Genomic DNA, 25158 nt, shown 5'->3' on the forward strand with positions numbered 1-25158 from the left:
ATAATAGCCGCCATCATATTTCGAGGGTTATTGATGGCGAAGGCTAATGGCGGCGGCAGCGGCGAAGACACCACGATCGACGTGGGTGACGCTCCGCTGATCGATCTCAACGAAGGCACGCTCAAAAAGCTTGTCGCCCGTGCGAAGAAGCGCGGCTACATCACCGTCGATCAATTGAACGAGATGCTCCCGCAGGATCAGATGACCGCGGACCAGATCGAGGACGTCATGTCCGCGATCAACGACATGGGCATCAACGTCGTCGAGAACGAGGAAGGCGGCGAAGACGCCGAGGCCGAGGACGATACCCCCGACGAAGTCGATGCCGAGGGTAAGGACGACGAGCCCGCGTTCGAGATCGCGAAGAAGAAGGAGACGGTCGATCGCACCGACGATCCCGTTCGCATGTATCTGCGCGAGATGGGCGCGGTCGAGCTGCTCAGCCGCGAAGGCGAGATCGCGATCGCCAAGCGTATCGAGGCCGGCCGCGACACGATGATCCTCGGGCTCTGCGAGAGCCCGATCACGTTCAACGCGATCATCGGCTGGTCCAACGCGCTCAACGAAGGCACGATGCAGCTGCGCGAGATCCTCGATCTCGACGCAATGCTCTCCAAGGGCCCTTCGCCCGAGCAGGTCGAGGGCGCCGAGCAGGACGATAGCGGCGAGATCACCGAGAAGACCGCCGGCGCGACCTTCAAGGAAGAGGAAGAGCCCGAGGAAGTTGTCGAGGAGGAGGACGAGGACTCGATGACCGAGCGCCGCGCTCCGCGGATCTCGGACGACGAGGAAGAGGACAATACTCTCAGCCTCGCGCAGATGGAGGAGACGCTCAAGCCGCAGGCGCTCGAGAAGTTCGCCAACATCACCTCGGTCTACAAGAAATTCTCCAAGATCCAGCAGGCCCGGCTCGACGCGATGGCGGCGGGCGGCGAGCTGCCGTCGGCGAAGGAGCGCGAATATCACAAGCTGCGCGAGGAGCTGACCGCCGAAGTCGAGAGCGTCCAGTTCCACAACGCCAAGATCGAATATCTCGTCGATCAGCTCTACAGCTTCAACCGCCGGCTGACGACGCTGGGCGGGCAGATGCTGCGACTGGCTGAGCGCCACAAGGTGCCGCGCAAGGACTTCCTCGATCGCTACGTCAATCACGAGCTCGACGAGGGCTTTATCCCTTCGGTGGAGAAGCTCGACAAGAAGTGGAAGGCGTTCGCCGAGAACGAAGCCGGCGCGGTCGATCGCATCCGCATCGAGATTTCGGAAATCAGCCAGGCGACCGGCATGGCGCTCGCCGAGTTCCGCCGCATCGTCAACATGGTCCAGAAGGGCGAGCGCGAGGCGCGTATCGCCAAGAAGGAAATGGTCGAGGCCAATCTTCGCCTGGTGATCTCGATCGCCAAGAAATACACCAATCGCGGGCTGCAGTTCCTGGATCTCATCCAGGAGGGCAATATTGGCCTGATGAAGGCCGTCGATAAGTTCGAATATCGCCGCGGCTACAAGTTCAGCACCTATGCCACCTGGTGGATCCGTCAGGCGATCACGCGCTCGATCGCCGATCAGGCACGCACGATCCGCATCCCGGTCCACATGATCGAGACGATCAACAAGCTGGTCCGCACCTCGCGCCAGTTCCTCCACGAGCAGGGCCGCGAGCCTACGCCCGAGGAAATGGCCGAGCGCCTCTCCATGCCCTTGGAGAAGGTCCGCAAGGTGATGAAAATCGCCAAGGAGCCGATCAGCCTCGAAACGCCGATCGGCGACGAGGAAGACAGCCATCTCGGCGACTTCATCGAGGACAAGAACGCAGTGATCCCGGTCGATGCCGCGATCCAGGCGAACCTCAAGGAGACGGTGACCCGCGTGCTCGCGTCGCTCACCCCGCGTGAGGAGCGCGTGCTGCGCATGCGCTTCGGTATCGGCATGAACACCGATCACACGCTTGAGGAAGTCGGCCAGCAGTTCAGCGTGACTCGCGAGCGCATCCGCCAGATCGAGGCCAAGGCGCTACGCAAGCTCAAGCATCCGAGCCGCTCTCGCAAAATGCGGTCATTTCTCGACCAGTAACGCCGCTCGCGGCACCGCCTGAAACTAGAACACCCCCGGAATTGCTTCCGGGGGTGTTCTGGTTTTCGAGACAGGCATCGCTGCCCATCCTAACGCTTTCCGGCCGTGTTCGGCGGCCCGGCCGCGTTCCTCCCCCTGGATCGAAAACCCGTCGCTCGTCGCGCCTGCCGCTCCCCCCGAAGCGGCTCGCAGCAATTCTGCGCAGGCAATCCCGGTAGACGATTTTCGCGGCTCGCCGTTGAACGTACGTCTCGCCAGCTTGCGCGGCAATCTCAGCTCGCAAGGATTGGCGTTAACCAAGCGGGCAGGCGGATTATTTTGGGACGGCTTGCCACACTGCGGCAGCCACGCCGCCGCCGCCCACACTGAACGGCGGGCTATCATCACTTCCGTCGATCTTCAGGACGAATGCCGCGCTGAGCGGCGAGTTGCGGTGCCGTGGACGTGGCTGTTCACGCAATATGTCATACACCGCGTAGCGCCCGCCTGCACGGGCAGTGACTTCGGGCGGGGTCTCGGAGTCGACCACGAGCGTCTTGGCCACCCTGCGCTCCACGATCAGGGAAGCTTCGGGCAACCGCTCGAGGCGGGCATTGCCGGCCGGGAGCATGAAGCGTTGCGGAAGCGTCTTGTCGACGGCAGGCTCGGGAATGCGCCGCGCGGCGGGATCCTTGACGAGCTCGGCTATCGCGATCGGCCGCGAACCGGCCCCGGACCGTTCGCCGGCCAGCGCAGGACAGGACAGCGCACAGAGAACCACGCAGGAAATCAGCGTATCGCGCATCACCGTTTCCCCAAAAAACCAGTGAAGATGAGTCAAGCTGACCTATCCGCAGCATGAACGCAATGCGGCTTGGCTTCGTTCCGCCGCATTCCGCCCTCTTTGCGCCGTAACTACATCAAATTCCTCGAAACCAAGTGCATAAGCGCTTGTCCCATGCCCCGAGATAGCCGCGCCCGGCTAAAGCTGCGTTAACGCAGAAAGCCCCGGCACCGCCGGACCGCCCGAGCAACCGCCCACGCAATCCGGCCGTGCCGGGGCTTTCAAAAGCTGAAAGCGCTGCCTCGCGGCCCGCTTTTACTTCTTGCCGAGCGAAAGACCGCCGAAACGCTTGTTGAAGCGCGCGACCTGGCCGCCTTGATCGAGCATCTGACCACGGCCGCCGGTCCAGGCCGGGTGCGCCAGCGGATCGATGTCGAGCGTCATCAGATCGCCTTCCTTGCCCCAGGTCGAGCGAGTCTCGAACACGGTGCCGTCGGTCATCTGCACCTTGATCATGTGATAATCGGGATGCGTGTCTTTCTTCACGATGCAATTCCTTGGAAAAGCCACCGGTTTCCGACCGGCAGCGGACGCGGGCGGTTAGCAGAGGGGGGCAGCAAAGGCAACCATCCCTCCCCGGAAATCAGGGTGCAGGGGGCTCCGCGATCATCGCCGTGAATTCGCATTCGGTGGCGACTTCGCCGTTGAGCAGCGCCCTGCCCGCGAACTTGCACACGCGCGACCGCTTCTGAAGAAATTCGACCTCGAGCCGCAGCAACACGCCGGGCTCGACCGGCTTGCGGAACTTCACCCCGTCGATCGACATGAAATAGACCAGCTTGCCCGAGCTGGCGAGGCCGAGGCTCTCCACCGCGAGCACGCCCGCGGCCTGTGCCAGTGCCTCGACCTGGAGCACGCCGGGCATGATCGGGCGCCCGGGGAAATGCCCCTGGAAGAATTCCTCGTTGATCGACACTGCCTTGATCGCGACGATGCGTTCGTTGAGCACAAGCTCCTCGACGCGATCGACCAGCAGCATCGGATAGCGGTGCGGCAACGCCGCCATCACCCGCTTGATGTCGAGCGGGCCGATGGCGTTGTCGGTTTCGTTGTCGCTCACCGAGGCTCGGCAGGCTTGGGCTGCGTACCCGTAGCCGCCGCGGGAGCTGCGGCCGGGGCTGCGCCGCCCTGCTGCTGCGCCGCCTGCTGATAGGCCTGGATCTGCGCCGCCTGGGCGATCTGCTGCTGAATCGCCAGCGTCTCGCGCGAAGGCTGCCAATTGGCCGGGGGCTGGATGCTTACGGTGGGTGTGGTTTTGTCGATTTCGGCAGTGATCGCCTGGCTGATATTGGCCGAATCGGGGGCGTACATGAACACCTCCGGCGACAGCACGACACTGATCTTGCGGGCGTTGACGACGCGCAACTGCGCAGCCTCGTACTGACGCAGCACCGACTCGATCGCGAAAAGCTCGGCGCGTGCCGCCGGGTTGCTCAGGCGACCCATATCGTTCTGGGCATTGGTCTGGGCAGTGCGAATCTTCTCGACCGCCGGATTCTTGGCGGTCTGCGCGGCCTTGGCCTCTTCCTCGCTAACCTTGCCATCCTTGTTCGAATCGAGCTGCGCAACGAGCGGCTTGAGCTCGGTATCGAGCTGCTGGCGGCGCTGCTGCATCTGGTCGAACGCTGCCTTGTAGGTCGTCGAGATCTGCTGATTGGCAGCTCCGAAAGCCTTCGAGCTGGCGACGACGCTGGTCGGATTGGCATAAGCGATGCCGGCGACCTGGGCCTGGGCGGGCGCAGCGATCGCGAGCGTTGCGGGAGCGGCGAGCATCGCCGCCAGGAGTGTTTTCTTCGTAATCATCAGAACTGGGTCCCTACGTTGAATGTGATGAGCTTGGTGTCGTCGCCCTTCTCGTGCAGCAGCACCTTGGCGACGTCGATGCGGAGCGGCCCGAACGGCGAATTCCAGTTGACGCCGAAGCCGACCGAGACGCGCGGACGCGCCGAATCACCCACGAACTGTTCGAAGAACGGGGTAGTGGTATAGGCTACGTTGATCGAGGTGCCCACGCAGCTCGTCGGCGTCGTGCCGTAGCCGACCTGACAAGGCGTTACCGCGCCGGCGTTGGCACCGGAGCTGTTCACGACGAAGAGCGGATTACCTGACGTATCTTTCTGTTGCTTCGGGAGAAGGGTCGGCGAACCGTCCTTGTTGAACAGCAATTTGCCCGAACCATCTTTCGCCTGCTCGAAATCGATCGTCCTGCCCGGACGGGTGATGCCGAACAGGCTGCCGGCCATCACGAAGATTGAAGGACGCAGCCCCAACTCGGCCGCACCGGCGCCGAGCGGGATCTCGAGTTCGGCCTTGGTCACGTAATAGGCCTTGCCGCCCAAGGCGTCGTCGACGATCTGGTCCTTGTCGGTAATCAGCAATTGGGTTCCGGCCGCGGCGTCCCCAGTAAAGCCGATGCGCTGGACGCGTGGACCGACGCCGCGAATGTCGAAGCCGCGGAACTGCGGCTCGCCAAGATAGAAGCGGTCGGTGATGCGGACCGGATCGGATCCCTCAGCGGCTTTTTCGAGGCTGTGGATATAGCCGCCCTCGGCCGACAGCGACAGGATGAACCCGCTGCCGACGTTCCAGTATTTGTCGCCGTCGAAGCGCGCGCGCAGATACTTCACTTCGCCGCCGAGACCGGCGAAATCGCCGCCGACGCTGATTCGCTGACCGCGGCTCGGGCGCAAGCGGCTGTTGAGGCTGTCATAGATCAGCGACACGCCGACCAGCGAGGTGATCCGGTTGCCCACTGCCTCGCAATAATAGCGCCCGGCCTTGAGCGGATCGCACGCGCCGTTGGTGTAGAAAGAAGACTTGTCGAGCGTCACATTGTCCTGGCGCAATGTGTAGCGGCCCGACAGCGTCCAATATTCGGTGAGCGGCAGGCCCGCGACGAGCTGGCCGCCGGTGGCGACCTGACTGTAGGTCGTGCTGCGATCGCTGCCGATATAGTTGAACGCGTTATAGTCCTGGCGGAACAGCGTGCCGCCCAGCGCGATATTGGTGTTGAACAGATAGGGCTCGGTGAAGCCGAGCTCGACCGACTTCGAATAGCTCGAATAATCGACCGACGCCGAGACGGTCTGCCCCATGCCGCGGAAATTGCCCTGGCGGATCGATGCCTGGAGGATGAAGCGCTCGAGGCTCGAAAAACCGGCCGACAAGGTCAGCTGGCCATTCGGACGCTCCTCGACATTGGCCACGAGCACGATCCGGTCGGGCGCCGAGCCTTCCTTGCGCTCGATCTCGAACTTGTCCTGGAAATAGCCGAGCGAATTGATGCGATCCTGCGAGCGCTTGACGAGGAAGGTGTTGAACGCATCCCCTTCCGCGACGCGGAACTCGCGGCGGATGACCTTGTCCTGCGTCTGGCGATTGCCGGTGATGTCGATCCGCTCGACATAGGTGCGGTTCGCCTCGCCGATGTGGAAGTTCATCGACATGGTGAGCTTTTCGCGGTCGCGCTCATACTCGGGCTTCACGTCGGCAAAGGCATAGCCGAACGCGCCCGCGGTCTCGCTCAATTGCTCAATCGTGTCCTCGACCGCCTTGCCGTTATACCATTGACCTTCCTTGATCGTGAGCGCCGAGGCGAGCTTCTTGTCGTCGAAGTCGCGGATCGCGCTGTCGACCGTCACCGGGCCGAATTTGTAGCGCGGGCCTTCCTCCACCACATAAGTGATGATGAAATCCTTCTTGTCCGGCGTCAGCTCGGCCACCGCCGAGATCACCCGGAAATCGGCATACCCTTCGACCAGGTAGAATTGTTTCAGCTTCTGCTGATCGTAGGCGAGACGATCTTGGTCGTAGCTCGTGTTCGAACTCAGAATGTTCATCAGGCTCGAGGTCTTGGTCGCCATCTCGCCGCGCAGCTTGCCATCGGAGAAAATCTCGTTGCCGATGATATTGATCTGACGGACCTTGGACTTGGGACCCTCGTTGATCTCGAAGATCACGTCGACGCGGTTCTGGTCGAGGCTGACCATCTTGGGCTCGACATTGGCGGCGAAGCGGCCCTGGCGGCGATACAGCTCGATGATCCGCGCCACGTCGGCGCGGACCGCAGTACGCGTGAAGATCTGGCGCGGTGCCAGCTTCACTTCCTTGCTGATCTTGTCCTGTTTGAGCCGCTTGTTGCCCTCATAGATCACCCGATTGATCACCGGATTCTCGCGGACGCGGATCACCAGATTGCCGCCGGTGGTGTCGATCGACACGTCGGCGAGCAGTTCCGAGGCGAGGAGGTCCTTGATCGCCTGGTCGACGGTCTCATTGGTGAAGGTGTCGCCGGTGCGCAGGCGGGTGTAGGACAGCACCGTCTCGGGCTCGAGACGCTGCGCGCCTTCGACCCGGAGCGAGCGGATCGTCCGCACTTCCTGCACTGCTGCAGGCACCGCGAGGGCGGCCTGCGGCGGGGACGCCGGTGCCGTCCGGGCGGGAGCGGTCTGCGCATGCGCGAGGCCCGAGAGCATGGTGCCCGCGAGAAGCGTCGCAGTGGCGCGTGCGCCGAAATGATAAACCTTGATAGTCACATCCCACCCCAAGTCGGATTTCGAGTAATGCCGCTGCCCAGGCGACGCCGGAACAACCGCCCCTGCCTGAACCGCATCAGCCGATCAACCCGGCCAGATTTCTCCAGACGCCGAATGCGCCCAGATCGTTGAACGTCACCAGCAGCATCAGCGCCAGAATTGCGATCAACCCGCCCCGGAACGCCCATTCCATCACCTGCGGCTCGACCGGGCGGCGGCGCACGGCTTCAACTGCGTAGAACAGCAGATGTCCGCCATCCAGCACTGGAACTGGCAACAGGTTGATGAATCCGAGATTAATGGAAATCAGCGCGATGAGGAACACGAACGCATAGGGCCCCATCGTTAGACTTTGGCCTGACACCTGGGCAATCTTGAGTGGACCGCCCATGTCCTTGACAGAACGGCGGCCGGTGATGATCTGACCGAGTCCGTCGATCGTAGTCTGCACCGCACGCCACGTCTCGGTAACTCCGACGATCGGGGCTTCAAGCAATCCGACTCGACGTAACTCGGGCTCGCCTGAGCTGATGCCGAGCATGCCGATGCGAGCGACGTTGCCGAAGCGATCCTTCATCTCACGTACGCCAATGGTCGCGTCGAGCCGCAACGGCCGGCCGCTGCGCACCAGATCGACCTTGATCGCCTCGTTGGGGCGCAGGATCAGATAATCCTGTGCGTCACTGAAGGTATCGATGGCGCGGCCGTCGAGCGCCGTGATTCGGTCGCCCGGTTGAAGACCGGCGGCGGCAGCAGGGCTGCCCGCAACAACCGTCGCCAGCACGGGAGGCGTACTCGGTTGACCGAGCAGCACCGCGAAACCCGCCAGGATGACGATCGCGACGATGAAATTGGCGATCGGCCCGGCGGCGACGATGATCGCGCGCTGCCACAATGGCTTGGCCTGAAAGGTTCGCGCGCGCTCGTGCGCGGGCAGCGCCAGCCATTCCTGCGAGGGCTGGCTCGCCGGGTTCATGTCGCCGGCGAAGCGGACATAGCCACCCAGCGGCAGCCAGCCGAACTTCCAGCGCGTCCCTCTCTTGTCGGTGATCCCCGCAATCTCGCGGCCGAAGCCGATCGAGAATTCCTCGGCTTTCACTCCGAACCAGCGTCCGGCGAAATAATGGCCGAGTTCATGCAGAAAGACGAGCGGCCCCAGCACCAGCATGAATGCCAGAAGGTAGATTGGAATGGCCGGGGATTCGATCAAAGAACGCAGTCCTTCACACGCTCGGCCGCATACGCCCTCGCCTCGGCGTCGATTGCCAACACGGCATCCAGCGAGTCCGGGGCGGCCGGGTCGTAGCGGGCCAGCGTATCGGCAACGATTGCGGCAATTTCAAGAAATGCGACGCGACCGGCAAGGAATGCGGCAACGGCGACCTCGTTGGCGGCATTGAGGATCGCCGGGCGCGCGCCTCCCGCGGCGAGCGCATCCCGCGCCAGGGTCAGCGCCGGGAAGCGCACCGGGTCCGCTGCTTCGAAGTCGAGCCGGCCGACCTTGGCGAGATCGAGCCGTTCGCACGGCGTCGGCATCCGCTCCGGCCAGGCCAGCGCATACGCGATCGGCGTGCGCATATCGGGCGTGCCGAGCTGCGCGAGCACCGAGCCGTCGACATATTCCACCATCGAATGCACCACCGACTGGGCATGGACGAGAATATCGAGCTGTTCGGAATCCACTGGAAACAAGTGGAACGCCTCGATCAGCTCGAGCCCCTTGTTCATCATCGTCGCCGAATCGATCGAGATTTTGGCGCCCATCGACCAATTGGGATGCGCTACTGCCTGTGCCGGGGTGATCGCGCGCATCGCCTCGAGCGGAGTATTTCGAAACGGCCCGCCGCTCGCCGTCAGGATAATTTTCCGGACGCCTTTCGGTGCGGTGCGATCGAGGCACTGGAAGACGGCATTATGCTCCGAATCGACCGGCAGCAACGTCGTCGCATGCGCCCGGGCCACCGCCATCATGACTTCGCCGGCGGAAACCAGCGCTTCCTTGTTGGCCAGCGCGACGGTGCCGCCAGCCTCCAGCGCCGCCATCACCGGCTTGAGCCCGGCAGTGCCGACGATCGCCGCCATCGTCCAATCGACTCCGGCGCGCGCCGCCTCGCACACCGCCTCCGCCCCTGCCCGCGCCTCGACGCCGCTCCCGGCCAGCGCGTCGCGCAATGCGGCTAGGCAGCTTTCGTCGGCGACCACCGCGAGCCTCGCCCGCGTGCGGATCGCCGCAGCCGCGAGCTTGTCGACATCACGGTTGGCAGTGAGCGCCACCACTTCGAAGCTCTCGGGTGCGCGTTCGATCAGGTCGAGCGTCGAGCTGCCGACCGAGCCGGTAGCGCCGAGAATGGTAACGCGCTTGGTCATGCAGCCATCAACACCAGCAAAGCCGCAAAGGGTGCAACCGCGACGAGCCCGTCGAGCCGATCGAGGATGCCGCCATGGCCGGGAAGCAGATTGCCCGAATCCTTCACGCCGGCGCAACGCTTGAGATGGCTCTCGAACAAGTCGCCGAGCTGCGCGAGCATGGCAAGGACCGGCGTGGCCAGCGCCAGCACCACGGGGAGCCCGAAGGCCACGACCAGCACCGCCGCGAAAACCCCGGCGCACGCGACGCCGCCGATAAGGCCCGCCCAAGTCTTGTTGGGGCTGATCAGCGGCGCAAGCCGGGGGCCGCCGATCGCGCGGCCGGCGAAATAGGCCCCGGTATCGCACACCCAGACCAACGCCATCGCCCAGAAGGTGTAGAGCAGGCCATGCGAGGGGTGCTCGCGCAGCGCCAGCAATGCCAGCACCGGAAGTCCCGAATACACGACTCCTACCGCCAACTGCCCCTTTCGCGTTACCGCCGCGATGAAGAAAGCCGCGCCGATCACCAGTCCAAGCGCGAGGAAGCCGGGCCCAGCGGCCAGCCCCGGCGCCATGATCGCCAGCGGCACCACCAATGCATATTGCGCCAGACGCTTCTCGCGCGGACTCGCGCCGGAGAGCCCGGCCCATTCGGCCATCATCAGCAGCGCCACCGCGGCGATGACCAGCCAGAAACCGAGTCCCCCGGCCCAGAGCGCGACTGCGGCGAGCCCGATCAGCGCGATGGCTACGATCGCCCGCGTCCCGAGATCCGATTTTCCTTTGTTCACAAGCCTCCGAAGCGCCGTTCCCGCTGGCCGAACCGGCCGAGCGCGTCGGCAAGCGCCTTCTCGTCGAAATCGGGCCAGAGCGTGTCGACGAACAACAATTCGGCATAGGCCGCCTGCCATAGCAGGAAATTGGACAGCCGCTGTTCGCCCGAAGTGCGGATCAGCAAGTCGAGCGGCGGCAGGTCCTTGGTCTCGAGTTCGGCCTCGAAGCGCGCTTCGTCGATCGCCGCAGGGTCGAGCGTGCCGTCGCGCGCCTGTTCGGCAAGGCGGCGGGCGGCGGCGAGGATTTCCGCCTGCGCGCCGTAATTGAGCGCGATCACCAGGGTCGGCCCTGGATTGGTTGCGGTGCGCGCCACGGCCGCGTCGATCATCGCGACGAGATCGGGCGAAAGACCGCGCCAGTCGCCGATTACCCGAAGCCGCACGCCTTCCGAAACCAACTCGTCGAGTTCGCTGGCGAGGAAGTGGCGGAGCAATCCCATGAGGTCGCGAACCTCATCCTCCGGGCGGCGCCAATTTTCCGAGGAGAAGGCATAGAGCGTCAACACTTCGATGCCGAGCGTACGCGCTGCGCGGGCGACGCGGCGGACTGCCTCGACGCCCTGCTTGTGCCCGGCGATCCGCGGCAGGAAGCGCTTCTTCGCCCAGCGGCCGTTGCCGTCCATGATGATGGCAACGTGGCGCGGGGTCGTGCCCGAAGGAAGATCTGGGGCGGGTCTAGCGGCCACGGCTACCCGCCCGGAGCGCCGGGTCGGTCATGCTCCCGGCATGACCTGAACAGCTGCGCCGTTCGCCCGTCACTTGCCCAGGATTTCCTTTTCCTTGGCCGCCGCCGCCGCGTCGATGTCGGCGATCGTGCTGTCGGTGAGCTTCTGTACCTCTGTCTCGAGGCGCTTGCGCTCGTCCTCGCCGAACAGCCCCTTCTTCTCGTCGATCTTGAGGCTGTCATTGCCGTCGCGGCGAACGTTGCGGGCCGCGATCCGCGCCTTTTCGGCATATTGGTTGGCGAGCTTGGCGAGCTCCTTGCGCCGCTCCTCGGTCAGATCGGGGATCGGCAGGCGCAACGTCTGGCCATCGACGATCGGATTGAGGCCGAGCCCGGCCGAGCGGATCGCCTTGTCGACCGGGCCGACATTCATCTTGTCCCACACCTGCACCGACAGCATCCGCGGCTCGGGCGCCGAGACGCTGGCGAGCTGGTTGATCGGCATGTGCGAACCATAGACCTCGACCGATACCGGATCGAGCAACGTCGTCGATGCGCGGCCCGTGCGCAGGCCCTGGAGGTCATGCTTGAGCGCCTCGACCGCGCCGGTCATGCGGCGCTCGATATCTGCCTTGTCGTAAGCGGCCATTTTACGGCTCTCCCTTATGCGGATGCGGTTTCGTTCTGGACGATCGTCGAAATGCCTTCGCCGCGAAGCACGGCGGCCAGATTGCCCGGCTGGCGGATATTGAACACGACGATCGGAATGCTGTTGTCGCGGCAGAGCGCTATCGCGCTGGCGTCCATGATCTTGAGATCCTCTGCGAGGACCTTGTCGTAACTGACAGTTTCGAAGCGCCGTGCCGTCGCGACCTTCTTGGGGTCGGCATCATAGACGCCGTCCACCGACGTGCCCTTGAACAAGGCGTCGCACTTCATCTCGGCGGCACGCAGCGCGGCGCCGCTGTCGGTGGTGAAATAAGGGCTGCCGACGCCCGCGGCGAAGATCACGACCCGGCCCTTTTCAAGATGGCGTTCCGCGCGACGCCGGATGAACGGCTCGCAGACGCTGGCCATCGGAATCGCCGACTGGACGCGCGTCTCTACACCGATCTGCTCGAGCGCGTTCTGGACCGCGAGCGCATTCATTACGGTCGCGAGCATGCCCATATAGTCCGCGGTCGCGCGCTCGAAGCCGCGCGCGGCGGCGGCGAGGCCGCGGAAGATGTTGCCGCCGCCGACGACGACGCAGACCTCATAGCCCTTCGCACGCGCGTCCGCGATCTCACCCGCCACGCGCGCGGTGACGGCGGGGTCGATCGCGAGCCCGCCCTCCCCCATCAGGACCTCTCCCGAAAGCTTGAGGAGGATACGTTTGAAGCGGGGAGCGGTCATTTGAGCCAGTCGTTTGAGGCGTATAGCGAAGCGGCGCGGACCTTAGAGGTGCCGCGCCGCAGGAACAACACTCTATTCCCTCTCCCTTGATAGGGGGAAGGAGAGAGCGGCATTTACTTGGTCAGGCCGGCAGTCGCTGCCACTTCAGCCGCGAAATCGCTCTCTTCCTTCTCGATGCCTTCGCCGAGCTGGAAGCGGACATAGTCGGTCAGCGTGATCGTCGCGCCGGCATCCTTCGCCGCCTTGGCAATAACGTCCTGGACGGGCGTCTTGCCGTCCATGACGAACGCCTGGGTGAGCAATGCGTTCTCCTTCTTGAACTTCTCGATCGGCCCATTGAGGATCTTCTCAGCCACCTCGGGCGACTTGCCGACGATCTTCTCGGCATTCTTCTCGCGCAGGATCGCCGCTTCGCGCTCGACCACCTCGGGATCGAGGCCTTCGACGCTCAGCGCCAGCGGGAAAGCCGCAGCGATGTGCATCGCCAACTGCTTGCCGAGCGGCTCGAGAACGTCGACGCCGGCATCCGATTCGAGCGCGACGAGCACGCCGATCTTGCCGAGGCCGGGAGCCGCTGCATTGTGGACGTACGGAATCACTGCGCCGTTCGATACCCGGACCGTCTTTGCCCGGCGGAGCACCTGGTTCTCGCCGATCGTCGAGATGTTGTTGGTCAGCACTTCCTCGACCGTGCCGCCGGCGGGCAGCCGCGCCCCCTTGAGCGTGTCGATGTCGTCACCCTTTTCGAGCGCGACCGCGGTCACTTCGCGGACGAAGCTCTGGAAGATGTCGTTCTTCGCGACGAAATCGGTCTGCGAATTGACTTCGACGGCGACGCCCTTGGTGCCGGCGACCGCGATGCCGACCAGGCCTTCAGCGGCGGTGCGGCTGGATTTCTTGGCGGCGGCGGCAAGGCCCTTCGAGCGCAGCCAGTCGCTGGCGGCTTCGAGGTCGCCATTGGTCTCGGTCAGCGCCTTCTTGCAATCCATCATGCCGGCGCCGCTCTTCTCGCGGAGCTCCTTCACGGCTGCTGCGGTGATCTCGGCCATGTTCTATTCCTCTTGCTGGTCGCGGCTCATACGCGACGCTCAAAACAATTCCGTTCGCCCCGAGCCTGTCGAAGGGCCGTACTTCCCGTCGATGACGAAAGAAGGACGGTGCTTCGACAAGCTTGGCACGAACGGTGAAAGGCTTGTCGAAGCCCCCCGGGTTATGCGTCGATCTGACGCTCGCCCTCTTCAGCCTGCTCGGGCTCGGTCGCGGCGGCAGGAGCCTCAGGCTCCGCGGCCTGCGCGGCAGGAGCTTCGAACTCCTCGGCAGTCACCACCGGAGCGTCGGCGGCGGGCGCCTCGTCAGCGACCGGTGCCGGAGCGACGAGCGCTTCCTCCACCGGGGGCTGCTCGGCGGCGCCGAAGTCGAAGCCCTGGTTGCGCTGCTGCTCCTGGCCACCGCGAGTCGCGGCGATCGCCACGGCTTCGCAGTAGAGACGGATGGCGCGCGAGGCGTCGTCGTTCGCCGGAACCGGGAAGGCGATGCCGTCCGGGCTGACGTTCGAATCGAGGATCGCGACGACGGGGATGCCGAGCGTGTTGGCTTCCTTGATCGCCAGCTCTTCCTTGTTCGCGTCGATCACGAACATGATGTCGGGAACGCCGCCCATGTCGCGGATGCCGCCCAGCGACATTTCGAGCTTGTCCTTCTCGCGGGTGAGCTGCAGCACTTCCTTCTTGGTGAGGCCGTGCGTGTCGCCCGAGAGCTGCTCCTCGAGCGTCTTGAGGCGCTTGATCGAGTTGGAGATGGTCTTCCAGTTGGTGAGCATGCCGCCCAGCCAGCGATGGTTGACGAAGTGTTGATTCGCGCGGCGGGCGGCCTCGGCGATCGGCTCCTGCGCCTGGCGCTTGGTGCCGACGAACAGGACCTTGCCGCCGGCGGCGACGGTCGAGTTCACGAATTCGAGCGCGCGCGCGAACAGCGGCACGGTCTGCGACAGGTCGATGATGTGGACGCCGTTGCGATCGCCGAAGATGTAGGGCTTCATCTTCGGGTTCCAGCGATGCGTCTGGTGGCCGAAGTGCGCGCCCGATTCGAGCAATGCCTGCATGGAGACGACTGGTGCCGCCATAGGGATAAATCCTTCCGGTTGAGCCTCTGGGAAGCGGGAACCGCGAAGCGTTCGCGGCACCGGGTTATGATGCTTCCCATGCGGGGTTGAGGCGGCGCCTTTAGCCGAAGTCCCGGCAGGAAACAAGCGGAACAAGTTCAGAACATCCTGTTGACGTCGGAACGTTAATGGAACATAAAGGGTTCAGAAGCGGGGCATGGAACGCCCCGCCACGCCAAGCCGTTGGAATCATTGTATTCCCGCTGTTTATGCGCGGACAGGAGCCGTTTGATGACTGGATTTGCGATCGCCCTGCTGTTCGGCTCCGCCTTCATTGTCTCGGTGTGGACGATGATCGCCACGATCCGCCCGCAGCTTCATCGTTTCGCCGAGCTGTTCGGCACTGCATCCAGCCTGCCTGCCCTCCCGGGGCGGCTCAGCCGGGTTACGGTTCGAGCCGTTCCGGCGCGCCTGCCGATGCGGGCGCCGCTGCGCGCTGCTGCTTGATTCGCCGATAGCTGCGCACGCTGAACGGGATCGAGGCGAGATATGACGCCGCCATCAGCGCCAGCGTCGGCCAGGGGGCCGAGACCAGAGCCGCGACGACCACCACCAGCACCGCGATGGCCTCGAAGCGCATCCGCTGCTTGAGGCGGACGGTAGGCGCAAAAGTGGCGATGCTCGAAATCAGCAGCACCGCGATGAACGCTGTCCACGGCGCGATTACCGCGGGCGTACGCAGCAAGTGATTGACGGTCTCGACCCAGAGCATTGGCGTAAGATCGCTCACCGGCGGCCGGAGCAGTTCTTCGGTCCAGTTCCACAGGAAGACCGGCGCGAGCGCAAGCATCGCGCCGGCGGGCGCCGGCACTCCGGTGAGGAAGCCCGCCGATTTGTGCGGCTGATGCTCGCGATCGATCTGCGCATTGAACCGCGCGAGACGCAGCGCGCAGAACAAAGCGAGCAGCAACGCGATCATCCAGCCGAAACGGCCAAGACCGTTCAGCGACCAGAGATAGAGGATCAGTGCCGGCGCGACGCCGAACGAGATCGCGTCGGACAGACTGTCGAGCTCCGCCCCGAAGCGGCTCTCGGCCCGCACCAGCCGGGCGATCTTGCCGTCGAGCCCGTCGAGCACCGCCGCCGCGAGCACCATCAGCACGGCGACTTCCCAATTGCCGAGAATGGCGAAGCGGATTGCCGTGAGGCCCGAGCAGAGCGCGAGCGCAGTAACGGTGTTGGGCAACACCGCGCGAAGCGGGATCCCGCCTTCGCGCCGCAGCCTGGGAATGGTTCGCCTGCCCACCCGGGGCGGCCTCATTGCGCGACGCCGGCCGCGCGCGGCGCTCCCAAGCGCGCGAGGATCGTCTCGCCGGCGATCGCGCGCTGGCCGAGCGCGACTTCGACGCCGTACGCTTCCGGAATGAAGACGTCGACGCGGCTGCCGAAGCGAATCAGGCCGACCCGCTGACCGCCGACCACCATGTCGCCCGCCTTGACGAAGCTGACGATGCGCCGGGCAATGAGCCCGGCGATCTGGGTGAACCCGATCCGCAGCCCGTTCTTATCCTCGACGATGATGTACTGGCGCTCATTCTCTTCGCTCGCCTTGTCGAAATCGGCGTTCATGAACTTGCCGGCGATATAGATGACGTGGCGAATCGTGCCCGTGATCGGGGTGCGATTGATGTGCACGTCGAACACGCTCATGAACACCGATACGCGAAGCATGCTGCCTTCCCCCAGAGCATGGGGGCCGGCGAGTTCGGGAGGAAGCTCCACCCGCTCGATCATCGTGATCAGCCCGTCGGCGGGCGAGACGATCAGCCCCTCGCCTTGTGGCGTGACTCGCACCGGATCGCGAAAGAACGCCGCGACGCCGAGCGTGAGGAACACGAGCGGCCAGGTGATGAAATCCCAGACGAACAGGCTGACGAGCGCGATTGCGCCCGCGATCAGCACATATTTGCGCCCCTCCGGGTGGATGTCGGGGAAACGCCACTTCACATTCGAGGTACCAATGGGGGGCTTGTCGAGCGATGCCATGCCGCGCGGTGTAGCCGCATGGCCATCGCTTTCCTAGACGGCGCCGCGAGTTTCGTACGGCCGCCTGCGGGGCGGTCCGTCGCAGATCGGCTTTGCGGGACGCGGCTGGTGGTGTATCTGCCGCCGCCAATGGTTCGAGTTCGGCGCGATTGTCCGCGATTGGAGCAATTGCCGCGCTTGAATGTTCGTTCGTTTTGGCAGAGGCGCCTGCGCCGGATTTGCCACGACAGCTGCAAAGGACCCTAATGCCTGCATCGACCGTCTCCGCAAAGCGCCGCCGTGCCAGCATGCGCGCCGCCGGAGTGTCCTCGCCCTGGGTGATGTTTCTCAAGGGGTTCTTCAAGCACCCGGTGATGGTGGGCGCGATCGCCTCTTCGTCGCAGCGTCTGGTGCGGCACATGCTCGCGCCGGTCGACTGGGAGAATTGCAAGCTGTTCGTCGAATACGGCCCCGGCGTCGGCACCTTCACGCGTCCGATACTCGAGCGCCTCGCGCCCGACGCCAAACTCATCGTGATCGACACCAACCCCGATTTCATCCGTTATCTCAAGCATGTGATCGATGATCCGCGCTTGATCGCGGTCAATGATTCGGCAGCGGACATCAAGCGGATCGTCGCCGATCACGGCTTCGAGCATGCCGATTTCATCGCATCCGGCCTCCCCTTCTCGACGCTGCCGGCCGGCGTGGGCGACGCGATCGCCCAGGCGACGCACGACGTGCTCCGCAAGGACGGCGCGTTCCTGGTCTATCAATACAACCCCAAGGTCCGGAACTTCCTGACGCCCTATTGGGAGCATATCGATCACGAGGTCGAATGGTGGAACATTCCGCCGGCGCAGCTCTGGTGGGCGTGGAAGAAATAGGGCGGCCTGTTGGCCGGTTTCGGGCATGTCGCGGATATAAAATCCCTTCCCCCGCGGAAACGGGGCCATCTCGCGAGCGAGCGGCAAACGCATCGACGCGCTCCTGGATGATGTTGGAGATGGGCTCCCGCATTCGCGGGTGCCGAAAATATGTTCGCGGACTAACCGTGGAGTGCGAGGCGCAGCTTCCGCGCGAGCGGCGCTTGATCCCCCTTCCCCATCCTCCTAGACGCTCGCCCAAACCCTAAACTGAGGACAGCGAGCACATGGCGAAGATCAAGGTTGCAACGCCGGTCGTGGAGATCGACGGCGACGAGATGACGCGGATCATCTGGCAGTGGATCCGCGAGCGCCTGATCCTCCCCTATCTCGACATCGACTTGAAATATTACGACCTCGGCGTCGAGAAGCGCGACGAGACCAACGACCAGATCACGATCGATTCGGCAGAAGCGATCAAGCAGTACGGCGTCGGCGTGAAGTGCGCGACGATCACCCCGGACGAGCAGCGCGTCGAGGAATTCGGCCTCAAGGAAATGTGGAAATCGCCCAATGGCACGATCCGCAACATCCTGGGCGGCACGATCTTCCGCGAGCCGATCGTGATCTCCAACGTCCCGCGTCTCATTCCGGGCTGGACCAAGCCGATCGTCGTCGGCCGCCACGCATTCGGCGACCAATATCGCGCCACCGACTTCAAGGTGCCGGGCGCTGGCAAGCTGCGCCTCGTCTGGGAAGGCGATAATGGCGAGACGATCGACCGCGAAGTCTACAGTTTCAAGGACGCGGGTGTCGCGCTGGCGATGTACAACCTAGATGATTCGATCCGCGACTTTGCGCGCTCTTCGCTCAACTACGGCCTCAACCTCGGCTGGCCGGTGTACCTCTCGACCAAGAACACGATCCTCAAGGCCTATGACGGCCGCTTCAAGGATCTGTTCCAGGAAGTGTTCGAGACCGAAGGCTTCCAGGAGAAGTTCAAGGAAGCGGGCATCGTCTACGAACACCGCCTGATCGACGACATGGTCGCGTCCGCGCTCAAATGGCATGGCGAGTTCGTCTGGGCGTGCAAGAATTATGACGGCGACGTCCAGTCGGACCAGGTCGCGCAGGGCTTCGGCTCGCTCGGGCTGATGACTTCGGTACTGATGAGCCCCGACGGCAAGACGATCGAGGCGGAGGCGGCGCACGGCACCGTCACGCGTCACTATCGCCAGCACCAGCAGGGCAAGGCGACCTCGACCAACCCGATCGCCTCGATCTTCGCATGGACTGGCGGCCTTCGGTATCGCGGCAAGTTCGACGGCACGCCGGACGTCACACGCTTCGCCGAAACGCTGGAAGCGGTCTGCATCAAGACCGTCGAGAGCGGTGCGATGACCAAGGACCTCGCCTTGCTGATCGGACCCGAACAGGCCTGGATGACGACCGAGCAGTTCTTCGAGACGGTTCGCGTCAATCTCGAGAACGAAATGGGCAGCTGGCAATAACCGGCGACCCCGGCAAAACGGAAAGGGCGGCCGCAGCCGCCCTTTTTTGTGCAGCCCTGGGGAATCCGCGCATGGGCAACGCCGCGAGTGTCGCGGCCAATCCGCGCTACGGGTTGCAATGTAGGAGTAGAAATGCTGGCATATGCAGCATGGTTTGTTCCGCTCCCAGCCTGCCCCTCGATTGCCGGTCTCACGAAATAAAATTGCGAAATGAACGCAATTTCCGCCAATTGAATCAATTCAGCGCGCGGATCGGCTGATGCTCACTCTGCAGAATAGCGGATTCAGCGACGCGCTGGTGATTCTGGGCGCCGCCGGGCTGGTCATCCCCGCCTTTGCGCGCTTCCGGATCAGTCCCGTCATCGGGTTCATCCTCGTCGGCGCGCTGGTGGGACCCGCCGGGCTCGGTTCGCTGATCGGCCAGAGCCCATGGCTCTATTATTTCACCATCTCGGATGCGCATTCGATCGAGCCGTTCGCCGAATTCGGCATCATCCTGCTGCTGTTTTCGATCGGGCTCGAGCTCTCGTTCAAGCGATTATGGGCGATGCGCAAGCTGGTCTTCGGCGTCGGCGCGGCGGAACTGCTCGGCGCTGGCCTGATCCTCGCCGCCGCGCTCTATTTGACCGGGCTCAGCACCGGCGGCGCGATCGGGCTCGGGCTCGCTCTCGCTTTGTCTTCGACTGCGTTGGTGATCCCGATCGCGGGAACGACCAGCGCGGTGGGCCGCGCCGCGTTCGCGATGTTGCTGTTCGAAGATCTGGCGCTGGTCCCGATCATCTTCGGTCTGGGCGCTTTGGCACCGTCGGCGGGCGCCGCCGGAGCGATGGGACTGCTCACGACGCTCGGGCTGGGAATCCTGACGGTCGCGATATTGTTCGTCGGCGGACGGGTGCTGCTACCGCGGATGTTCGGCCAGGCGGCGCGCACCAAGAGCCCCGAACTGTTCCTCGCCGCCAGCCTGCTCGTCGTGATCGCCGCCAGCCTGGCGACCGCCGCTGCCGGCTTGTCCCCGATCGTCGGCGCGCTGATTGCCGGGCTGCTGATCGCCGAGACCGAATATCACGGCGAAGTCGAGGCGATCACGGCGCCGTTCAAGGGCCTCGCGCTCGGCGTGTTCCTGATCACCGTGGGAATGCGACTCGATCTCGGCTTCGTCATCGCCAATTGGGCGCCTTTGCTGGGCGCGACCGTGATGGTGATGGTGGTCAAGGTCGCCGTGACCACGGGACTGCTCAAGCTCTCCGGCGCGCGTACCGGCACCGCCACCGAGACCGGCGTGCTGATGGCGAGCCCGTCCGAGACGACGCTGATCGTGCTCGGCGTCGCCGGTGCCGCAGGGTTGATCTCGGGCGGCACCGCCGCGTTCTGGACCACCGTAACCGCGATCGGACTGACCGCCACGCCGCTGCTGGCCAAGGCGGGCCAATTGTTCTCGCGGCTGATCGAGCAGCAGGAGAAAGACGATGCGCCGGCAGCCGTGGCTGCAGCCGGCCCGGGCACGATCGTCATCGGCTTCGGCCGGGTCGGGCGCACCGTCGCCGACATGCTGCGGCGCCACGATCTGCCGTATCTCGGGGTCGACGCCGACATCGACAACGTCAACACCGCGCGCAAGGAGGGCTACGCCGTATTGTTCGGGGATGTGACCCGCAACGAGCTGGTCGACCAGCTCAAGCTCGGCCATGCCAAGGCGCTGGTGCTGACGATGGACGATCCGGTGCTCACCGTACGGCTTACCAAGCGCGTGCGGGGCTGGGTTCCCGATCTGCCGATCATCGCCCGCGCCCGTGACGGCGCGCATGCCGCCGAGCTCTACAAAGCGGGTGCCACCGATGCCGTGCCCGAGACACTCGAGAGCTCGCTCCAGCTTTCGGAAGCGGTGCTCGTCGATGTCGGCATCGCGGTGGGGCCGGTGATCGCGTCGATCCACGAGAAGCGCGACGAGATGCGCAAGCAGATCAAGGAAGCCTCGGATCTCGACCGCGAACCGCGGATGCGGCTGCGGCGCATGCGGCAGACCGAAGCCGGATAGCAAAACAGGTATCGAACACGGGCTTGCGGGGCGCTGCGCGAGCGCGCATCCCGGCGCGTCAATCAGGAGCATATTTGATGATCGCTGCCCTTTTGCTTGCCGGCTTGCTCGCCGGACAATCCGCACCCGCAGCGTCCGCCGATCCCCTGGCGCCGGCGCGCGAAGGAAAATTGCGCTGCATCGCGCCCAATGCGGCGCGGCTCACTTGCCACGCGATCATTCGATACAAGGTGGATAGCGACGGCGACTTCGATGCCACGGTGACCGGATTGGTCTCACGCGATTCGACGGTCCTGCTGCGCTACAAGACCTTCGGCCGGGTCGAGCAAGGCGGAGTCTGCGCGATGATGCGAACGAGCGACTTCCAGAACGGCACGTTGCTCAGCAGTGGCCGGCCCCTGGCCCCGAATGCCGACAATGCGATACGGCTGCAGGTGCTCGGTGCGGTGCAGCCGATCCAGGGCAAGAAGCGCTGCTACCTCGATCGCACCGAGGACGGCGTGACGCGCAGCGTGGTGACGCTGGACGGTGTGGTGCACCCCGAGCTCAGCCAGACGGTGACCTGGGTCGCGCCGGGCGAAGGCTATGCGGTAGGGCGTTGATCGATATCCAGCGCGCGGGTCCGCCGGCTGTGCGCCAATCATGGTGCAACCCGGTCACGCCGGTTCGCGGGCTCCCATCAGCGCGCCTTTGACCGCGTCGATCGCGTCCGAGCCCTTGGCTCCGTCAGGACCGCCGCCCTGCGCCATGTCGGGCCGGCCGCCGCCGCCCTGCCCGCCGAGCACGGTCACCGCAGCCTTGACCAGGTCGACCGCGCTCAGGCCCAGCCCGTCGCTGACGCCGACCGCGACCGAGGCACGGCCCTCATTGACTGCGACCAATGCGACCACACCGCCGCCGATCCGCGCCTTCGCCTCGTCGACTGCGCCGCGCAGCGCCTTGGGGTCGAGCCCCTCGAGCACCTGGCCGACGAAGTTGATCCCGTTGACTTGCTCCGGGCCGGCGGGTGCCGCGGCGGCACCGCCGCCCAATGCCAGCGCCTTCTTCGCATCGGCGAGCTCGCGCTCGAGCCGGCGGCGCTCCTCGACCAAAGCAGCGACGCGTGCCGGCACTTCGTCGGGCGCGCTCTTGAGCACCGCGGCGGCTTCCTTGAGCCGCTCGTCGCGGGCGTTGAGCCATTGCCGCGCCGCCTCGCCGGTCAGCGCCTCGATGCGGCGGATGCCCGAGGAGACCGCGCTTTCCGAGACGATCTTGAAGAGCGCGATATCGCCCGTCGCATTGACATGGATGCCGCCGCACAATTCGACCGAGTAATGCGTGTCGTCGCCCAGACCCATCGAGAGGACGCGGACCTCATCGCCATATTTCTCGCCGAACAGCGCCATCGCGCCCGCGGCGATCGCATCCTCGGGGGTCATCAGCCGCGTTCCGACTGCCTCGTTGTGGCGGATCTGGGCGTTCACATCGGCCTCGACGTCGGCGATGTCCTGCGCGCTCAATGCCGAGGGATGCGAGAAGTCGAAGCGCAGCCGATCGGGCGCAACCAGGCTGCCCTTCTGCGTGACATGACCGCCGAGGCGCTTGCGCAGTGCGGCGTGGAGCAAATGCGTCGCGCTGTGATTGGCGCGGATTTGGTCGCGACGCACCGCGTCGACCGAAAGCCGGACCGTGTCGCCAACGGCGATTTCGCCGCTTTCGATCTTCGCATGATGCGCATGAAGCCGGCCGAGCGGCTTCGAAGTGTCGTCGACGATCGCACGCATCTTGTCGTTGGCGATCACGCCGGCATCGCCCATCTGGCCACCCGATTCGCCGTAGAACGGCGTCTGGTTGGTGAGGATGGTCACCGCCTCCCCGACACCCGCTTTGTCGACGCGCGCACCGTCTCCAACGATAGCCACGACCTGGCCCTCGCCTTGGGTGCCCGAATAGCCAATGAACTCGGTGCTGCCGAGCGCGTCGGTGATATCGTACCAGACTTCGTCGCTGGCCTTGTCGCCCGAACCCTTCCACGCCGCGCGGGCGGCGCGCTTTTGTTCGGCCATCGCGGTGTCGAAGCCCGCGCGGTCGACGCCGATGCCGTTGGCGCGCAATGCGTCCTCGGTCAGGTCATAGGGGAAGCCGAAGGTGTCGTAGAGCTTGAACGCAGTTTCGCCGGGAAGCGTGTCCCCCTCCGCCAGACCTTGCGTGGCCTCGTCGAGCAGGCGCAAGCCGTTCGCCAGCGTCTGGCGGAAGCGGGTCTCTTCCTGGAGCAGCGTCGCCTCGATCAGCGGCTGCGCACGGACGAGCTCGGGATAGGCCGCACCCATTTCGGCGACCAACGAAGGGACCATCCGGTGCATCAGCGGATCCTTGGCGCCGAGCAGATGCGCATGCCGCATCGCGCGGCGCATGATCCGCCGCAGGACATAGCCGCGCCCTTCGTTAGCCGGCAGCACGCCGTCGGCGACGAGAAATCCCGAGGCGCGCAGGTGATCGGCGATCACGCGGTGGCTCGCCTGGTTGTCGCCGGTGGTCACGGCACCGGTGAGCGCGCCGCTCTCGGCGATCAGCGCCTTGAAGGTATCGGTATCGTAATTGTCGTGCACTCCCTGGAGCACCGCGGCGACGCGCTCGAGCCCCATGCCGGTGTCGATGCTCGGGCGGGGCAGCTCGCCGATCTGAACGTCATTTTCCTGCAGATATTGCATGAAAACGAGGTTCCATATCTCGACGAAGCGGTCGCCATCTTCCTCGGGCGAGCCCGGCGGGCCGCCATAGATGTGGTCGCCGTGATCGTAGAAGATCTCCGAGCACGGGCCGCACGGGCCGTCCGAGCCCATCGCCCAGAAATTGTCCTTGGTCGCGATGCGGATGATGCGGCTCTCGGGAAGCCCGGCGATCTTCTTCCATAGATCGAACGCCTGATCGTCGGTGTGATAGACCGTTGCGGTGAGCTTGTCCGCCGGAATGCCCCATTCGCGCGTCAGCAGCGTCCACGCATGGGTGATCGCCTGTTCCTTGAAATAGTCGCCGAACGAGAAATTGCCGAGCATTTCGAAGAAGGTGTGGTGGCGCGCGGTATAGCCGACATTGTCGAGATCATTGTGCTTGCCGCCCGCACGGACGCATTTCTGCGAGCTGGTCGCGGTCGAATAAGGGCGCGCCTCGAGGCCAGTGAACACGTTCTTGAACGGCACCATGCCGGCGTTGACGAACATCAAGGTCGGATCGTTGTGGGGCACCAGCGGCGCGGAGGGGACACGCGCGTGTCCCTGGCCTTCGAAATAGTCGAGGAAGCTGCGGCGGATGTCGTTCGTGGAAGTCATGGGTGCGACTTAGGGGCGCGCGGCGTTTCGCTCAAGTGAAACGGTTCGATCAGCATCACCGCTTCCGAATCGCCTCGAGCGCATGGATCTCGCGCCGCGTGGCGAGATCATTGGTCAGCGTGGTCCGCAGGCGTGACAGCGCCTGCTGGATCGCGTCATAGACCTGGTCTGGCACCTCAGCGTCTCCCCGCGGGCCGAGCCGGCGGCAGATCGCCTTCTGCGCTCCGCCATAGACCTTTCGGGCCTCCTGCGAGAGATAGAGGCCGCCGCCGGCGAAATACCAGTCGCGCAGCTCGCGCGAGAGCTTTTCGAGGCGAGCGAAGGTCAATCCCGGGTTGCGTGGCCATTTGGGGATCGGCGCGGTGAGGGTCCACAGTTCGAGGTAACGCGCTTCGCGGGTCTTCGACAATTGCAGGTCATAGCCGTCCATCGCCCTGAGCAGCAGATCGTTGCGCAGTTCGATTTGGCGGGTTCGGGTGTCGATCAGCTTGAGCAGCGAGCCGATCAGCCCCTGGCCGAACAGCAGGACGAAAACGATGAAGATCGCAGCGCCGCCGGTCGCGCCGGCAAGCAGACTGTTCCAAGGCATGATCGGCCTCCTCAGATCGTCCGGCGAGCATAGCATAGCTGCCCCATCAACTCGAAG

23 protein-coding genes are annotated in these 25158 nt (G+C 64.5%); 6 read left to right on the top strand and 17 right to left on the bottom strand.

The window, feature by feature from the left end; translation table 11 throughout:
- Positions 1-33 precede the first annotated feature (33 nt).
- Entirely contained in the window at positions 34-2067 is a 2034-nt protein-coding gene (gene rpoD, locus E5A73_RS03165) for an RNA polymerase sigma factor RpoD (RefSeq protein ID WP_135962316.1), read from the top strand.
- 313 nt (positions 2068-2380) lie between these two features.
- On the opposite strand, the gene E5A73_RS03170 is transcribed toward rpoD, so the two are convergent.
- The 13 genes from E5A73_RS03170 to rpsB all read right to left on the bottom strand — a co-directional run bounded on the left by E5A73_RS03170 (position 2381) and on the right by rpsB (position 14788).
- Positions 2381-2851, bottom strand: coding sequence for a hypothetical protein (locus tag E5A73_RS03170; protein WP_135962317.1), 471 nt, complete (start codon positions 2849-2851; stop codon positions 2381-2383).
- A gap of 294 nt (positions 2852-3145) precedes the next feature.
- Entirely contained in the window at positions 3146-3376 is a 231-nt protein-coding gene (gene rpmE, locus E5A73_RS03175) for a 50S ribosomal protein L31 (RefSeq protein ID WP_029724515.1), read from the bottom strand.
- Positions 3377-3473: 97 nt separating this feature from the next.
- Complete coding sequence (gene fabZ / locus E5A73_RS03180) at positions 3474-3950, bottom strand: 3-hydroxyacyl-ACP dehydratase FabZ (protein ID WP_276605798.1); 477 nt, start codon at positions 3948-3950, stop codon at positions 3474-3476.
- On the bottom strand, positions 3947-4693 hold the full coding sequence (locus E5A73_RS03185) for an OmpH/Skp family outer membrane protein (protein ID WP_240699988.1): 747 nt from the start codon (positions 4691-4693) through the stop codon (positions 3947-3949). Before E5A73_RS03185 ends, fabZ begins: the two co-directional genes overlap by 4 nt.
- Positions 4693-7365, bottom strand: a complete 2673-nt coding sequence (gene bamA, locus E5A73_RS03190; protein ID WP_135962538.1) for an outer membrane protein assembly factor BamA — start codon at positions 7363-7365, stop codon at positions 4693-4695. The genes E5A73_RS03185 and bamA overlap by 1 nt, the downstream gene beginning before the upstream one ends.
- A gap of 136 nt (positions 7366-7501) precedes the next feature.
- A complete protein-coding gene (gene rseP, locus E5A73_RS03195; RefSeq protein ID WP_135962318.1) occupies positions 7502-8635 on the bottom strand; it encodes an RIP metalloprotease RseP in 1134 nt (377 codons plus the stop codon).
- Positions 8632-9792, bottom strand: coding sequence for a 1-deoxy-D-xylulose-5-phosphate reductoisomerase (locus tag E5A73_RS03200; RefSeq protein WP_135962319.1), 1161 nt, complete (start codon positions 9790-9792; stop codon positions 8632-8634). Before E5A73_RS03200 ends, rseP begins: the two co-directional genes overlap by 4 nt.
- The gene (locus tag E5A73_RS03205) at positions 9789-10565 is read right to left on the bottom strand and encodes a phosphatidate cytidylyltransferase (RefSeq protein WP_168355747.1); all 777 of its coding nucleotides are present in this window, start codon (positions 10563-10565) and stop codon (positions 9789-9791) included. The genes E5A73_RS03200 and E5A73_RS03205 overlap by 4 nt, the downstream gene beginning before the upstream one ends.
- A complete protein-coding gene (gene uppS / locus E5A73_RS03210) occupies positions 10562-11230 on the bottom strand; it encodes a polyprenyl diphosphate synthase (protein WP_135962539.1) in 669 nt (222 codons plus the stop codon). The genes E5A73_RS03205 and uppS overlap by 4 nt, the downstream gene beginning before the upstream one ends.
- A gap of 132 nt (positions 11231-11362) precedes the next feature.
- Positions 11363-11920 (bottom strand): ribosome recycling factor, encoded by a 558-nt coding sequence (frr, locus tag E5A73_RS03215; protein WP_135962321.1) that lies wholly within the window; start codon positions 11918-11920, stop codon positions 11363-11365.
- Positions 11921-11934: 14 nt separating this feature from the next.
- Complete coding sequence (pyrH, locus tag E5A73_RS03220) at positions 11935-12666, bottom strand: UMP kinase (RefSeq protein WP_135962322.1); 732 nt, start codon at positions 12664-12666, stop codon at positions 11935-11937.
- Positions 12667-12779: 113 nt separating this feature from the next.
- Positions 12780-13715: a translation elongation factor Ts gene (gene tsf, locus E5A73_RS03225; protein WP_135962323.1), complete on the bottom strand. Its 936-nt coding sequence runs from the start codon at positions 13713-13715 to the stop codon at positions 12780-12782.
- 161 nt (positions 13716-13876) lie between these two features.
- The gene (gene rpsB, locus E5A73_RS03230; protein ID WP_135962324.1) at positions 13877-14788 is read right to left on the bottom strand and encodes a 30S ribosomal protein S2; all 912 of its coding nucleotides are present in this window, start codon (positions 14786-14788) and stop codon (positions 13877-13879) included.
- A gap of 270 nt (positions 14789-15058) precedes the next feature.
- Between rpsB and E5A73_RS03235 the strand changes: the two genes are divergently transcribed.
- On the top strand, positions 15059-15274 hold the full coding sequence (locus E5A73_RS03235; protein WP_135962325.1) for a hypothetical protein: 216 nt from the start codon (positions 15059-15061) through the stop codon (positions 15272-15274).
- Here the strand turns inward: E5A73_RS03235 and E5A73_RS03240 are convergent.
- Together E5A73_RS03240 and E5A73_RS03245 are read right to left on the bottom strand one after the other, a co-directional pair.
- A complete protein-coding gene (locus tag E5A73_RS03240) occupies positions 15213-16088 on the bottom strand; it encodes a CDP-alcohol phosphatidyltransferase family protein (protein ID WP_135962326.1) in 876 nt (291 codons plus the stop codon). The genes E5A73_RS03235 and E5A73_RS03240 overlap by 62 nt on opposite strands.
- Positions 16085-16813, bottom strand: a complete 729-nt coding sequence (locus E5A73_RS03245; protein ID WP_135962327.1) for a phosphatidylserine decarboxylase — start codon at positions 16811-16813, stop codon at positions 16085-16087. Before E5A73_RS03245 ends, E5A73_RS03240 begins: the two co-directional genes overlap by 4 nt.
- Before the next feature lie 245 nt (positions 16814-17058).
- Here E5A73_RS03245 and E5A73_RS03250 point away from each other — a divergent pair, with 245 nt between their 5' ends.
- The 4 genes from E5A73_RS03250 to E5A73_RS03265 all read left to right on the top strand — a co-directional run bounded on the left by E5A73_RS03250 (position 17059) and on the right by E5A73_RS03265 (position 21806).
- On the top strand, positions 17059-17679 hold the full coding sequence (locus E5A73_RS03250) for a class I SAM-dependent methyltransferase (protein ID WP_135962328.1): 621 nt from the start codon (positions 17059-17061) through the stop codon (positions 17677-17679).
- Between the two features lie 266 nt (positions 17680-17945).
- On the top strand, positions 17946-19169 hold the full coding sequence (locus E5A73_RS03255; protein ID WP_135962329.1) for an NADP-dependent isocitrate dehydrogenase: 1224 nt from the start codon (positions 17946-17948) through the stop codon (positions 19167-19169).
- Between the two features lie 256 nt (positions 19170-19425).
- Positions 19426-21204 carry a cation:proton antiporter domain-containing protein gene (locus tag E5A73_RS03260; RefSeq protein WP_420822558.1) on the top strand — a complete coding sequence of 593 codons (1779 nt, stop codon included), beginning with the start codon at positions 19426-19428 and terminating at the stop codon, positions 21202-21204.
- A gap of 77 nt (positions 21205-21281) precedes the next feature.
- Positions 21282-21806 (top strand): hypothetical protein, encoded by a 525-nt coding sequence (locus tag E5A73_RS03265; RefSeq protein ID WP_135962331.1) that lies wholly within the window; start codon positions 21282-21284, stop codon positions 21804-21806.
- A gap of 54 nt (positions 21807-21860) precedes the next feature.
- Here the strand turns inward: E5A73_RS03265 and alaS are convergent, their stop codons facing one another.
- Both alaS and E5A73_RS03275 read right to left on the bottom strand, forming a co-directional pair.
- The gene (alaS, locus tag E5A73_RS03270; protein WP_135962332.1) at positions 21861-24512 is read right to left on the bottom strand and encodes an alanine--tRNA ligase; all 2652 of its coding nucleotides are present in this window, start codon (positions 24510-24512) and stop codon (positions 21861-21863) included.
- Between the two features lie 55 nt (positions 24513-24567).
- Positions 24568-25101, bottom strand: coding sequence for a hypothetical protein (locus E5A73_RS03275; protein ID WP_135962333.1), 534 nt, complete (start codon positions 25099-25101; stop codon positions 24568-24570).
- Positions 25102-25158: the final 57 nt, after the last annotated feature.

Origin of the sequence: Sphingomonas gei, from assembly GCF_004792685.1 — a bacterium.
In the GTDB taxonomy this organism is placed as follows: domain Bacteria; phylum Pseudomonadota; class Alphaproteobacteria; order Sphingomonadales; family Sphingomonadaceae; genus Sphingomonas; species Sphingomonas gei.